The organism is Winogradskyella ouciana, assembly GCF_965284585.1.
Taxonomy (GTDB): domain Bacteria; phylum Bacteroidota; class Bacteroidia; order Flavobacteriales; family Flavobacteriaceae; genus Winogradskyella; species Winogradskyella ouciana.
Genome location: NZ_OZ260095.1, coordinates 2,083,631 through 2,096,908, shown reverse-complemented (window position 1 = coordinate 2,096,908; position 13,278 = coordinate 2,083,631). Strand labels below are relative to the sequence as shown.

The window sequence follows — 13,278 nt, the reverse complement described above, 5'->3', positions numbered from 1 at the left end:
TAAAGCCATGATAAAAAGGATTTTTGCTCTTCTTATAATTTTTAACTTGACTGCTTGTGCAGAACTACAGGATGTTATAAATAAACTACCAGAAAGTGGTGAAATTAGCAATGCCGATATGGCTGCAGGATTACGACAAGCACTGGATTTTGGAATCGATAAACAAGTCACAAAATTGATTCAAAAAGATGGTTTCTATAAAAATGAACTCGTTAAGATTTTATTGCCAGAAGAATTGCAGAAAGTTGATGATGCATTACGCGCAGTTGGGCTGAGCAGTTTAGCAGATAGCGGTATAAAAGCACTTAACAGAGCTGCTGAAGATGCCGTTATGGAAGCAACTCCTATATTTGTAAATGCAGTAAAGGACATTACATTCAATGATGCAAAAAATATTCTTTTAGGAGAAGATGATGCCGCAACAGAATACTTAACATTAAAAACACAAACTCAACTCTACAACAAATTTAAACCAGTAATCAATAATTCGTTCAGCAAAGTTGGTGCTGATCAAATCTGGACAAATCTCATTACTAAGTACAATAACCTTCCGTTAACCAATGATGTTAATCCAGATCTTACCGATTACGTAACGTCAGAAGCCCTAGAAGGTGTATATACCATGATCGCGGTTGAAGAGAAAGAAATTAGAAACAAAGTGTCTTCGAGAACAACGGATTTGTTGAAGAAAGTTTTTGCTCTACAAGATTAATTTGTTGCTCTTTTGATTAAAATTATGGTTTCGTGTTATTTTATTTATTAATTTAAAGACTTAATTAATAAACCAATCGAAGTGGCCAATTTAGATCGATTGCTCCAAAAAAAGACAAAACTAAAGCAGCAATACAAGCAGCTAATTGAAGATGCCTATAATCTTAGGCAAACCGACCATGCTTTAAGTGATTTTTCTGAATACCAAGCCACTAAAGTCCTCAACAAAATCAATAAGCTTAAATTTATGCTTAGAGATTCTAAACTAAAAGCCAATTAGTCTTTTCTTTTATACAAGCCGTCAAATGCAATTGTGGTTTCAGATCCTTCGGTAATGGTTTCCCATAATTGCCTTACGGTTCCATCTTTATTATCTGTCCAAGTCACACGGTGAAAAAAAGTTTTTCCTTCAGCATTGGTCTCATCATTAGTTCTCATTATCATTTGATTTCCGACCTTATTACCTTTTAGGTGTAAACTTTGTCCTTTGTTGTCCACCCAAATTTGTTCCCATTGCTTGGTCTTGTAATTATAGAAGTTGTTGCTTGTGCCTGTATAACCAGGTGATGCACTCGTCCAGTTTTCTTGTAATACACATTTATCCTGAACTTTCTCAATTACATTTTCACCAGCTTTGGTTCCATCTGGATTTGTTACCTCCCAAGTGCCAATCCAAAAATCGAATTCTGAATGTTTATCAGTACAACAAACACAAGGCGTATTTTGAGCAATCATTACTAGTGAAAACACTAGTGCAGTAGTTAGGGTTATGAGCTTTTTCATGTTAATATTATTTCAACTAAGTTATTAAACTACATTTAATTATAAGCTAATATTAACATAACATTGATTACAAAGAATGTCAGCATCTTTGTAACGCAAAAGAGAGTAAGTCTTAAAAGAGATTACACAAGTTAGTTAGGTAAAGGTCGGTATTTTAGTTAGGTACCGACTTTTTTATATCGTAATATGTAGGGATTCAAAATATTTGAAAGCATGTTGCAACCGACTTCCATACCAGGAAAACATCTCACCATCTACAATTTTTATTGTCTGTTGAGGAAAACGAGATTGTAGTTCAATAATATGTTCATCTTTAAAAGGAAAAGGCTCACTCGAAAGAAAAATAATATCAGCTTCTTTTAATTTTGAGTTGCTCAGTTCTATTTCTGGATAGCGCTGATCATTTTCAAAAACATTCTTAAAACCCGCCTCACAAAGCATATTGTCAATAAATGTATTTGAAGCTGAAACCATCCAAGGGTTCTTCCAGATAAAGTATGCAACTTTGGGTCGCTGTTTAACCGTTATTTTTTCTTGAAATTGCTTACGGTCGTTTTTAATCTTGGTAATAATTTCAGATGCTTTAGCCTCTACTTTAAATATACTACCATACATTTCAATGAGCTCAAAACAGTCTTCAAGATTATAGATATCACTAATATGTATTGGTGCTATAGGCGCTAACTCATCAATTATTTCTTTAGTATTCTCTTCTTTATTACAAAGAATAATATCTGGCTTGAGCGCTTTTATTTTTTCGATATTGATTTGCTTTGTACCACCTACAACTGTTTTGGTTTTTTTGAGGTGTTCTGGGTGAACACAAAACTTGGTAATACCGACGATTGAAGCTTCTAAACCTAAATCGACCAACAATTCTGTTTGGGAAGGCACTAACGAGATGATTCGTTTTGGTGTTTCAGTTATTTGAAGTTTTCTATTGAGTTGGTCGATATATGGCATTGCGAAAAAAATGAAGCAATCTGCCTATTGGTAGACAGGCCTTTTAATTATAGTTATATTTTACGAGATTGCCACGTCGCTTCGCTTCTCGCGATGACAGTCTAATTATCATTTGGAATGATGTTTCAATTCGGCTTCCATCTGTGATTGTAATTCTTTAGCTTTTTTCGCAGCCGCTAATGCAAAGTCTTCTTCATGGGAGGCGTAAATAATACCGCGTGAAGAGTTTATCAATAACCCAATGGAATCATTCATTCCATATTTACAGACGTCTTGAAGATTTCCTCCTTGTGCTCCAACACCTGGCACCAATAAAAAACTATCTGGAACAATTTTACGAATATTGGCTAAATACTCTGCCTTGGTCGCGCCAACAACATACATTAAGTTTTCTGAACTCTTCCAAGTTTTTGAGGTTTCTAAAACTTGTTTGTATAATTCTATTCCGTCCACGGACTTAGTCTGAAAATCGAATGCTCCTTGATTAGAAGTCAATGCTAAAAGTATGGTATGTTTATCTTCAAAAGCTAAAAAAGGTTCTACTGAATCTTTACCCATATATGGTGCTACGGTGACGCTATCAAATCCTAAATCCTCAAAAAAGGCTTTGGCGTACATAGTACTTGTATTACCAATATCGCCTCGTTTTGCATCTGCAATGGTGTATATTTCTGGATGATTTTCATTAAGATAGTTAATCGTCTTTTCTAAGGCTTTCCAGCCTTTAAGTCCATAAGCCTCATAAAATGCTGTATTGGGCTTGTAAGCCACACAGAGGTGATGTGTTGCATCAATAATGGCTTTATTAAAAGCGAAGATTGGATCTTCTACTTTTAGTAAGTATTTAGGGATTTTATTTAAGTCGACATCCAATCCTATACAGAGGAAGGATTGCTTTTTTTTGATTTGATTTGTTAGTTGTTGTGTAGTCATTTATAAAAAAAGCCTCATAAAGAGGCTTGTATTTAAATTACATCATCACTAGCTTTTAACAACTCTGTGTTTTCAGCCAGCATTAATTCGTCTATTATTTTCTGAATATCGCCATCAATGATATTTGATAAATCATAAAGAGTTAATCCGATTCTATGGTCCGTAACACGTCCTTGAGCATAATTATAAGTTCTAATTTTAGCACTTCTATCTCCAGAACTCACCATACTTTTTCGTTTAGCAGAATCTTCTTCCCGTTGCTTTTCGAGCTCTCTTTCGTACAAACGCGATCGTAAAACCTTTAAAGCTTTCTCTAAATTTTTATGTGATGATTTTTGATCTTGGCAGCTCACAATCATACCTGTTGGCTCGTGGTGCAACTTAATTGCTGAATATGTAGTATTTACCGACTGACCTCCTGGACCTGTTGATGTTGTACGCTCTATACGTACTTCGGTCATATCGAGTTCAAAATCAATTTCTTCTGCTTCTGGTAATACCATAACGGTTGCTGCACTAGTATGCACACGACCTTGAGTTTCGGTTTGCGGTACACGTTGTACGCGATGAACACCCGCTTCAAACTTTAAAGTTCCATACACATCTTCACCAGAAACTTCAAATATAATTTCTTTAAATCCGCCAGAGGTACCATCGCTTTGAGATACTACATCGACCTTCCAGCCTTTATCACTACAGTATTTTGAATACATTCTAAACAAATCACCTGCAAAAATACTGGCTTCGTCTCCACCTGTTCCTGCACGTACTTCTACCACCACATTTTTAGCATCATCTGGGTCTTTTGGTATTAGCATAAAACGAATCTCTTCTTCTAATTTCTCTATAGATTCCTTGGCTTCTTCGAGTTGCATTTTTGCCATTTCTACCATTTCATCATCAGAACCATCAGCAATAATTTCTTCGGCTTCTGAAAGATTTTCCAAAGCTTCTTTATAAGCTTCTCCTTTATCTACAATGAGCTTAAGATCTTTATATTCTTTCATCAGCTTAGTATAACGCTGTTGATCTGATATAATATCAGGTTGAATAATAAGGTCATTGACCTCATCGAATCGCTGTTTTACAATCTGTATTTTCTCTAACATCTATCTTCAAAAAATTGAATTTCAAAAGTACGATTTTTTATGGATTTTATTGGAACTGTATTTTGTACAGATTTAAGAAAATATTTTTAATTGTTTTAGCGTTGTATAATATATGCTTAGGCAGTTAAGGTCCATACTAAACTATTACAAGCCGCTTGCTTTATGGTCATTTTTAGTGACCTTGGCTATTACTATTATTAATCCTGAATTAATATTAGCGCTCTGCACTAAATTGTTTTTGGTTTTTTTATTGTGGATAATGATCAGTGACAGAAAGCTAAGGCAACGTTTAAAGTTCTATAGAATTAGAGGCGTTTCTAATCTGAAGTTTTTTGGCACTATTTTTATTTTGGATAGTGTCATCACCTGCACTTTTTTACTTCTTATAAAAGGATTTATCTAAGACTTACTGACTACACCAATAATATTGTCTAAATCCACAACAACACCTACACCAAGAATTTGTTTCCATTGTAGCCTTGGCCCTTCAATTAAAATTTCCTCATTGGTCATTTCGTTGATCTCAACTTTATTTTTAATGTCATTGTCATATCGTAGATGGGACCCAAATGTAGCTTTAACATATTGATTTACTTTCATATCTACGTTCAGTTCCCAATCAATATCAATATTTCCGAAACTGTTAAGGTAATCCGTATAGAGTCGTAATAAGCTATTCACTTTTATATTTTCGAACAATTCTTCCTCAAACTGATTGGTCAGTAATATGCCCAACTCCCTTCTTATCTTTTGTCCATTTTGAAGAATATTACCCTCCATATCATAGATTGCAGGATCTACACCAAATGCTCCTCTGTTGGCCAAATCGTCATCTAATACAAATGTCGTTTTTAACGTAAATGGTGAGGCGTAAAAGGACATACGCTCAATATGCCTTCCATATTCCATACCTAAACCAAGAAACATATAGCCTGGTGCCATAAATCTTGAAATTGGCTCATCTCTATTCGGATAGTTAAATCCATTTGAGAATTGTGTATTAAAACTAAACCTAGCTGAATAAAACCAATTGCTTTGAGGGTCTTTTTCGAGTCCGAAGTTGGAAATGACCTCAATGACATCCTCAGTTTTAAAAACGGATTCGCCTTCTTGCTTGTTTAAACCATAGCGCATATTGATAGACGAATTCCAAAAATATTTTTCTTGTTTGTATTTTGCTGATGCCTTTCCGCTTATGATTCCGGAAATGGAATTGGTACCACCAGCATTCCAGTTGGTAAAAGAAACTTGGTTAAGGTAAAGTCCGGCTTCTTTTTTAGTACGCCAACCCAATTGTATGTCTGCATTCGTTTTCTTTTTAAAGAATAAGGAATCTGGTTGTGCCGATACTATAGTTGAAACAAAGATGATGCATACCGTTAGTAGGTATTTAAAATAACTATGCATGCCAAAAATTTATTTTAATAGGAAAACGTACCGTATTCGCTTTTAATGGTAAGTTGTTTTGTTTTTGAAGTTTCTACTCTACCAATGACCTTTGCATTGACATTAAAGGATTTTGAAATAGCGATGATGTCCTCAGCTATATCTGGTTTTACATAGAGCTCCATACGATGACCACAATTAAATACTTGATACATTTCTTTCCAGTCGGTTTTTGATTGTTCTTGTATTAGTTTGAACAACGGAGGAATACTGAACATATTATCTTTTACAATATGAAGATTGTCTATAAAATGAAGAATCTTTGTCTGTGCACCACCGCTACAGTGAATCATTCCGTGAATGGAATCACTTTTATATTTATTTAATATAGCCTTTATGATAGGTGCATAAGTCCTTGTTGGTGATAATACCAATTTGCCTGCATCAATTGGGGAATCCTCAACTGAGTCTGTAAGTTTTGTATTTCCTGAATACACTAAGTCTTCTGGTACGGCTGCATCAAAGCTTTCAGGATATTTTTTGGCCAAGTATTTTGAAAACACATCATGTCTTGCAGACGTTAAGCCATTGCTCCCCATACCTCCATTATATTCGGTTTCGTATGTGGCTTGTCCGAAAGATTCTAATCCTACGATAACATCACCTTCAGAAATATTAGCATTATCAATAACATCACTACGCTTCATACGCGCAGTCACAGTAGAATCTACAATTATTGTTCTTACCAAATCACCAACATCTGCAGTTTCACCACCAGTAGAATGAATTGTAACTCCGAAGTTTTTTAAATCTTCAATTAATTCCTCTGTACCGTTTATAATCGCAGAAATAACCTCTCCTGGAATTAAATTTTTATTTCTTCCTATGGTTGATGACAACATAATATTATCAACTGCACCAACACAAAGTAAATCATCAATATTCATAATCAAGGCGTCTTGGGCAATACCTTTCCATACGGAAATATCTCTGGTTTCTTTCCAATACATATACGCCAACGAAGACTTTGTACCAGCACCATCAGCGTGCATTATAAGACAATACTTGTCGTCATTGGTTAAATAATCTGGAACTATTTTACAAAAGGCTTTAGGAAATAAGCCCTTGTCTATATTTTTTATGGCATTGTGCACATCTTCTTTAGAGGCTGAAACGCCTCTCTGTGCATATCTTTTGCTTACCGAATTACCCATTGAAGAATTTTATACTTGGTACTGCAAAAGTAAGAATTGATATTTATTATTTGATATAATTTGATTTAATAACTGTATCCACTTCTTCGAGAAGCTTTTCTTTCTTCTTTCCACCACCAAAATAAAGATTTACTCCTATTCCAGCTCTAAAAAAACTAATGTTACTTTCTTCCATTATAATAGGATTGGCTTCGTTGGACATTACGTAGTTGTATTCCCCAAATAATTTTATACCAACTTTTTCAAATGGCACAAACTCAATACCCAAACCGCCTTGTACTTTAGCACCAGTAGTCTCAAAATCATTGTCGGCATTATAACCATAGCCACCATAAATAAAAGGACTGATACTAGTATATGGGCTTATTAAATATTCGAGATTTAAATCAAAAGACATAAACCCTTGATGGAAGGTATCGTTAAATGCCAGATTGTATTTATTGTAAGTAAAGCTAATTCCTATTTGCTCAGTGATGAAGCGTTTGTAGCCTATTTTGAAGTAAATATCAACTTCTGGTTGAGGGAAATCACCAGTGATAAGGGATGCGCCAACAGCCATATCAACCGCATTAGTGCCTCTTAAGTTAAAAAACTCTAGTTGCCTATATAATTTCTCATTGTCTTTCTTCCCTTCCTCCTTTTGTTCTTGGGCGTTCGTAAAATCGAGTCCAAAAACAGCCAAAACTACTATCAGAAAAACGTATTTATATTTTGTAATCATATAACCTTAGTTAGTAAATAAGCCTACGTCATTTAAGATTATGGGGCTGCGCAATATAGAAAATTATTAGTCAAAACATAAAAAAATCTAATATTTAGCTAATAAAATAGGATAAAACCAAACAAGCTGGTTTTATCCTATTATATTCTAAATTGGCAATTTTGCCTTTTAGTATTATCTTAAATTTTAAGATTCCGTCTGTAGCTCTGGCTGAACATTTACAACCTCATCTTTGACAACATCTTTTATGTTTTCAGAATTATCCTGAGAAAGAATTAATGTCGCGCCCACAAGAATAGCTACACTGAGTAGTAACTTCTTCATTTTTACAAATATTGATTAATAGCACTACAAACATACTAAATTTACTCTTTGTAAAGATGCAGAATCACTGTTTTTTAACAACAATACATAGGCTTTTCGACAATTAGGCAGATGCAATCGACGAACTGCACAAAACCTATAATTTAAAACTTATTCAACTACGTATTATTACGTATGTGTTAAGATATAATTATGACTTCATTAACACTTTATAGCAATAATCTGCTATTTGGTAAACAAGAGCTCTCTATATTTTGTCAATGGCCACAGCTCATCATCAATCATAAGTTCTAATTTATCACTATGATATCTAATTTCATCAAATAAGGATTTCACCTTTAAACTATAGCCATTGGCTTTCTTTTCAATATTGGTTTGCTTATTCAATGATCTTCTTTCATCTGTCATTTTGGTTACCAATGAATTTATAGCTTCAATATGCTCCGAAATTTGTTCAATCAATGCGAGTTGCTCCTTTGCAAAGTCCTTAAATTTAGAGCCATAAATGGTCTTAAGCCCTGTGACGTTTTCAATCAATATGTTTTGATATCTGACGGCAGTCGGCACCACATGATTTCTGGCAATATCACCAAGAACCCTACTTTCAATTTGAATGTGAAGAATATATTCTTCCATTTCAATCTCGTAACGTGCCTGCGCCTCAACCTTATTCATAACTCCCATGTTCTCAAAAAGTTCAAGAGATGGTTTAGCCACCTTTACTTTTAGAGCTTCAGGAGTGGTTTTATTATTACTCAAACCACGCTTTTTAGCTTCCTTTTCCCATTCTTCACTATACCCATTACCTTCAAAAAGAATGCTCTTTGATGTTTTAATATACTCTCTCAGCACGTTAAAAATAGCGTCATCCTTTTTCATGGTCTTTTTATCAATCAAGGCATCGACTTCAGCTTTAAAATCTATCAATTGTTTTGCAACAATTGTATTTAAAACAGTCATAGGATTAGCACAGTTAGCCGTTGAGCCAACAGCTCTAAATTCGAATTTATTACCAGTAAAGGCAAAAGGTGAGGTTCTATTTCTATCGGTATTATCTAACAATATCTCAGGAATTTTACCAACCACGTTCAGTTTTAAATCCGTTTTCTCTTGTGGAGATAATTTACCTTTGGTAACGGTTTTCAGTTCCTCGAGAACTTTTGTCAATTGTGCGCCTATGAATACAGATATAATAGCAGGTGGAGCTTCATTTGCACCCAACCTATGGTCGTTACTTGCAGACGCAATTGCTGCCCTCAACAATTCTTCATGAGTTTGAACTGCCTTAATGGTATTAATGAAAAAAGTCAAAAACTGAAGATTACTCATTGGTGTTTTCCCTGGTGATAACAGGTTTACTCCAGTATCTGTACTCAGACTCCAATTATTATGTTTACCAGACCCATTGACACCTGCAAAAGGCTTTTCGTGCATCAATACCTTTAGACTATGACGTTCGGCAACTTTGTGCATTACATCCATTAACAACGAGTTATGGTCTACCGCTAAATTCGCTTCCTCATATATAGGAGCGAGTTCAAATTGATTTGGAGCCACTTCATTATGTCTTGTCTTTACAGGAATGCCCAGAAGCATACATTCGTTTTCCAAATCGCGCATATACGACATGGCCCTATTTGGTATGGTACTAAAATAATGGTCATCGAGCTGTTGACCTTTCGCTGGCGAATGGCCCAAAAGTGTTCTACCTGTCAGTACAATATCTGGTCGTGATGCTGCAAGTGCATTATCTATTAAGAAGTATTCTTGTTCCCAACCTAGAGACGCATTTACCTTTTTTACATTCTTATCAAAGTACTTACAAACATCAACCGCTGCATTATCCACGGCCTGAAGTGCTCGTAACAATGGTGTTTTATAATCCAAGGCTTCACCTGTATAAGCCACAAAAACTGTTGGGATACATAATGTTGTACCATATATAAAAGCAGGTGATGTTGGGTCCCAAGCTGTATATCCTCTAGCTTCAAACGTATTTCTTATGCCACCATGTGGAAAACTGGATGCGTCAGGTTCTTGTTGTACCAATTGCCCTCCACCAAATTTTTCAATCGCCATACCATCTCCGATAGTTTCAAAGAAAGCATCGTGTTTTTCTGCCGTTGCTCCGGTTAAAGGTTGAAACCAATGTGTGTAGTGTGTTGCACCTTTTGAGATTGCCCATTCTTTCATTCCTGTGGAAATATGATCAGCTACTACACGATCTATCTTCTTACCTTTCTCAACAGCCTCTAGAATTCCAGATAAAGCATCTTTGGTCAAATATTGACGCATTGCTGTCTCATTAAAAACATTAGAGCCGAAGACCTCTGAACGACGTTTGTATTCCTTTACCTTAAGAGGTTTTCTTTTTAAGGATTCTTTTACTGCATTAAATCTTAGTGTTGACATATTCTTATTTATTTGATGCAAAAATAAGAATTATTAAATATTTAAGAAATATACCCTACTAAAAATAGGGTTGTCAACAATTATTAATAACATTTCATCTAAAAACCCCTATTTTTTTTGACCTATTGAAAAAAAACACAATATTTGCAGTGTCAATTTGTTAAATATTATTACGATGAGTAAATCTAAATTAGAGTATATCTGGCTTGATGGTTATAAGCCTACTCAAAACATGAGAAGTAAAACTAAAGTAGTAGAAGACTTTAGTGGAAAACTAGAAGATTGCGAAATCTGGTCTTTTGATGGGAGTTCAACGAGACAAGCTGAAGGTGGATCTTCAGATTGCTTATTAAAGCCTGTTGCTATTTATCCTGATCCTGCAAGAAAAAATGGTTATTTAGTAATGACTGAAGTTCTAAATGCAGACGGAACACCACATGAGTCTAACGGTAGAGCAACCATTGATGATAATGATAATGATTTCTGGTTCGGCTTTGAGCAAGAGTACTTTATTATGGACACTCAGACACAATTACCTTTAGGCTTTCCTATTGGAGGCTATCCTGCACCTCAAGGAATGTACTATTGCTCTGTTGGTGGGAAAAACACTCACGGAAGAGATTTAGTTGAGGAGCATGCAGACCTTTGTATTGCTGCAGGACTAAACTTTGAAGGTATCAATCAAGAGGTTGCTTCTGGTCAATGGGAATTTCAATTATTTGCAAAAGGTGCCAAAAAAGCAGGTGACGAAATCTGGGTTGCCAGATATTTGTTAGACAGACTAACTGAACAATATGGCTACTATATAGAATACCACCCTAAACCTTTAGGTAAGGATATGGACTGGAATGGCTCAGGTATGCACGCTAATTTCTCTAACACAACGTTAAGAACTTGCGGAAGTCAAGAAGTTTATGAAAAAATCTGTGAAGCTTTTAGACCTGTCGTAAAAGAGCATATTGAAGTTTACGGTGAGTTTAACGACCAACGTTTAACTGGTTTACATGAAACGGCATCTATTCACGATTTTAGTTATGGCATCTCAGACAGAGGAGCTTCTATCCGTATTCCAATTATTACAGTTGAAAAAGGCTGGAAAGGTTGGTTAGAAGACAGAAGGCCTGCTTCTAATGGCGATCCGTATAAAATTGCAGGTAGAATTATCAAAACTGTAAAAAGTGCTGATGTTTAAGTCTTGTCAATTCAATATATAATTAAGAAGCCTGCTTTTTAGCAGGCTTTTTTTTTATTGCAGTGTTATATATATAAAAACAAGATAAGCCCCAAACAACAACATCCCTTTATATCGGCTAATTATAAATTGCTTTGGAATCAGCATCAAAGGCACCAGGACAGCCGCAAATGCGATCATCCAAAAAATATTTGTTGATAATATTTCTGGCGTTTGAGGATTAACAACGATAGGTTTTACAATAGCCGTTAAACCTAAGACCGAAGCGATATTGAAAATATTAGATCCGATTAAATTCCCTAACGAAATAGCTTTTTCCTTCTTTAAAGCCGCAATAACAGATGCTGCTAATTCCGGTACGCTCGTACCTATTGCTATTACCGTTACAGATATAGCATAATCACTAATTCCTACAGCTGCCGCTAATCGTTTAGCGCCTTCTACCAGCCATTCAGAGCCATAGTACAAGCCAGTTGCACCAATTATAAGCCACATTACGATTTTAAAATTTGACACAACGGCAAGCCCATCATCGATTTCATCTAATTTGGCTTTAGTTAATTTTCTCGAGCTTCTAATTAAAAGAAAAAGAAACATAATCAACGAAGTAAACATTATAGCACCTTCAATTGCCGTTAACACTTGGTCATTCTTCAAAAAGTAATACAGCACAAAGGAAGCCAGCATCATCATAGGCCAATTGTACTTGTAAAAGTCCCTATCCACTGTCAACGGTGAAATGATTGCTGTAATCCCTAAAACCAAACCAATATTAGCAATATTAGAACCGATAACATTACCCAAGGCAATATCAGAAATACCATCAAAGGCCGCTTGTAAACTCACCAAAAGTTCTGGTGCAGACGTGGCAAAAGACACAACTGTCATACCAATAACGAGTTTTGAAATCTTTAGCTTAAAAGACAAGCCAACCGAAGCCCTTACCAAAAAATCACCACCAATGACCAACAATGCTAAACCAGCTATAACAAGGAATACGCTCATGTATCAATTAATTATTTAATCACCTCTTTTATTAGAGTCGCGAAGATAACATTTCATTATTAAAGCAAGAAAAAACTAAAAATTTCGTTAAATAACTACTATTTTAGTTACATAACTACAAAAATAGTTATATTTGAATTCACTACAATGAAATTTAATTAGTCAATGCAAAAACTAACAAATAAGGAAGAGGAGATTATGCACATTCTGTGGAGGTTAGAAAAAGCCTTTGTAAAGGATGTACTTTCAGAAATTAAAGACGATAAACCTCACTACAACACCCTATCCACGATTATTAGAAATCTAGAGGACAAAGGATATGTGAGCTACAATGCATTTGGAAAAACACATCAGTACTACCCAATTGTATCTAAGGAAGATTACAAAAAAAGATTTATGAACACTGCGATTGACCATTATTTTAATAGCTCATATAAAAATGTGGTTTCTTTCTTTGCTAAAGAAGAGAAAATAAGTGTTGACGAGCTTAAGGAAATTATAGAATTAATTGAAAATAAAAAATAA

At 35.0% G+C, this 13,278-nt stretch carries 14 protein-coding genes; 4 read left to right on the top strand and 10 right to left on the bottom strand.

The genetic code is table 11. The annotated features are described in order from the left end of the window. The first annotated feature begins 7 nt into the window (after positions 1-7). Positions 8-712: a DUF4197 domain-containing protein gene (locus tag ACQ65V_RS09240; protein WP_430467674.1), complete on the top strand. Its 705-nt coding sequence runs from the start codon at positions 8-10 to the stop codon at positions 710-712. An 81-nt stretch (positions 713-793) separates the two neighbouring features. Beyond that, positions 794-991 carry a Lacal_2735 family protein gene (locus ACQ65V_RS09235; protein WP_162306997.1) on the top strand — a complete coding sequence of 66 codons (198 nt, stop codon included), beginning with the start codon at positions 794-796 and terminating at the stop codon, positions 989-991. Here the strand turns inward: ACQ65V_RS09235 and ACQ65V_RS09230 are convergent. From ACQ65V_RS09230 to ACQ65V_RS09190, 9 genes are all read right to left on the bottom strand, one after another. Further along, positions 988-1,494, bottom strand: coding sequence for a hypothetical protein (locus tag ACQ65V_RS09230; protein ID WP_430467673.1), 507 nt, complete (start codon positions 1,492-1,494; stop codon positions 988-990). The genes ACQ65V_RS09235 and ACQ65V_RS09230 overlap by 4 nt on opposite strands. Positions 1,495-1,668: 174 nt before the next feature. Beyond that, positions 1,669-2,457 (bottom strand): ABC transporter substrate-binding protein, encoded by a 789-nt coding sequence (locus tag ACQ65V_RS09225; RefSeq protein WP_430467672.1) that lies wholly within the window; start codon positions 2,455-2,457, stop codon positions 1,669-1,671. Between the two features lie 108 nt (positions 2,458-2,565). Beyond that, positions 2,566-3,390, bottom strand: coding sequence for an orotidine-5'-phosphate decarboxylase (gene pyrF, locus ACQ65V_RS09220; protein WP_430467671.1), 825 nt, complete (start codon positions 3,388-3,390; stop codon positions 2,566-2,568). 32 nt (positions 3,391-3,422) lie between these two features. After that, on the bottom strand, positions 3,423-4,499 hold the full coding sequence (gene prfA, locus ACQ65V_RS09215; RefSeq protein ID WP_155090279.1) for a peptide chain release factor 1: 1,077 nt from the start codon (positions 4,497-4,499) through the stop codon (positions 3,423-3,425). 399 nt (positions 4,500-4,898) lie between these two features. Beyond that, a complete protein-coding gene (locus ACQ65V_RS09210; RefSeq protein WP_430467670.1) occupies positions 4,899-5,906 on the bottom strand; it encodes a DUF3078 domain-containing protein in 1,008 nt (335 codons plus the stop codon). A gap of 14 nt (positions 5,907-5,920) precedes the next feature. After that, positions 5,921-7,099, bottom strand: a complete 1,179-nt coding sequence (locus ACQ65V_RS09205; protein ID WP_430467669.1) for an AIR synthase related protein — start codon at positions 7,097-7,099, stop codon at positions 5,921-5,923. 46 nt (positions 7,100-7,145) lie between these two features. Beyond that, on the bottom strand, positions 7,146-7,820 hold the full coding sequence (locus ACQ65V_RS09200) for a Curli production assembly/transport component CsgG (protein ID WP_430467668.1): 675 nt from the start codon (positions 7,818-7,820) through the stop codon (positions 7,146-7,148). Between the two features lie 186 nt (positions 7,821-8,006). Next, positions 8,007-8,144, bottom strand: coding sequence for a hypothetical protein (locus ACQ65V_RS09195; protein ID WP_155090275.1), 138 nt, complete (start codon positions 8,142-8,144; stop codon positions 8,007-8,009). 225 nt (positions 8,145-8,369) lie between these two features. After that, a complete protein-coding gene (locus tag ACQ65V_RS09190; RefSeq protein ID WP_430467667.1) occupies positions 8,370-10,556 on the bottom strand; it encodes a glutamine synthetase III in 2,187 nt (728 codons plus the stop codon). Between the two features lie 175 nt (positions 10,557-10,731). Between ACQ65V_RS09190 and ACQ65V_RS09185 the strand changes: the two genes are divergently transcribed. Beyond that, a complete protein-coding gene (locus ACQ65V_RS09185) occupies positions 10,732-11,748 on the top strand; it encodes a glutamine synthetase beta-grasp domain-containing protein (protein WP_155090273.1) in 1,017 nt (338 codons plus the stop codon). Between the two features lie 54 nt (positions 11,749-11,802). Here the strand turns inward: ACQ65V_RS09185 and ACQ65V_RS09180 are convergent, their stop codons facing one another. After that, positions 11,803-12,753: a calcium/sodium antiporter gene (locus ACQ65V_RS09180; RefSeq protein WP_155090272.1), complete on the bottom strand. Its 951-nt coding sequence runs from the start codon at positions 12,751-12,753 to the stop codon at positions 11,803-11,805. A 165-nt stretch (positions 12,754-12,918) separates the two neighbouring features. Between ACQ65V_RS09180 and ACQ65V_RS09175 the strand changes: the two genes are divergently transcribed. Further along, entirely contained in the window at positions 12,919-13,278 is a 360-nt protein-coding gene (locus ACQ65V_RS09175) for a BlaI/MecI/CopY family transcriptional regulator (RefSeq protein WP_155090271.1), read from the top strand.

Coding starts and splice junctions, on each gene's coding strand:
- prfA (WP_155090279.1), bottom strand. CDS start 4,499: ATGTTAGAGAAAATACAGATTGTAAAACAGCGATTCGATGAGGTCAAT.
- ACQ65V_RS09185 (WP_155090273.1), top strand. CDS start 10,732: ATGAGTAAATCTAAATTAGAGTATATCTGGCTTGATGGTTATAAGCCT.
- ACQ65V_RS09225 (WP_430467672.1), bottom strand. CDS start 2,457: ATGCCATATATCGACCAACTCAATAGAAAACTTCAAATAACTGAAACA.
- ACQ65V_RS09190 (WP_430467667.1), bottom strand. CDS start 10,556: ATGTCAACACTAAGATTTAATGCAGTAAAAGAATCCTTAAAAAGAAAA.
- ACQ65V_RS09210 (WP_430467670.1), bottom strand. CDS start 5,906: ATGCATAGTTATTTTAAATACCTACTAACGGTATGCATCATCTTTGTT.
- ACQ65V_RS09200 (WP_430467668.1), bottom strand. CDS start 7,820: ATGATTACAAAATATAAATACGTTTTTCTGATAGTAGTTTTGGCTGTT.
- pyrF (WP_430467671.1), bottom strand. CDS start 3,390: ATGACTACACAACAACTAACAAATCAAATCAAAAAAAAGCAATCCTTC.
- ACQ65V_RS09175 (WP_155090271.1), top strand. CDS start 12,919: ATGCAAAAACTAACAAATAAGGAAGAGGAGATTATGCACATTCTGTGG.
- ACQ65V_RS09240 (WP_430467674.1), top strand. CDS start 8: ATGATAAAAAGGATTTTTGCTCTTCTTATAATTTTTAACTTGACTGCT.
- ACQ65V_RS09205 (WP_430467669.1), bottom strand. CDS start 7,099: ATGGGTAATTCGGTAAGCAAAAGATATGCACAGAGAGGCGTTTCAGCC.
- ACQ65V_RS09180 (WP_155090272.1), bottom strand. CDS start 12,753: ATGAGCGTATTCCTTGTTATAGCTGGTTTAGCATTGTTGGTCATTGGT.
- ACQ65V_RS09230 (WP_430467673.1), bottom strand. CDS start 1,494: ATGAAAAAGCTCATAACCCTAACTACTGCACTAGTGTTTTCACTAGTA.
- ACQ65V_RS09195 (WP_155090275.1), bottom strand. CDS start 8,144: ATGAAGAAGTTACTACTCAGTGTAGCTATTCTTGTGGGCGCGACATTA.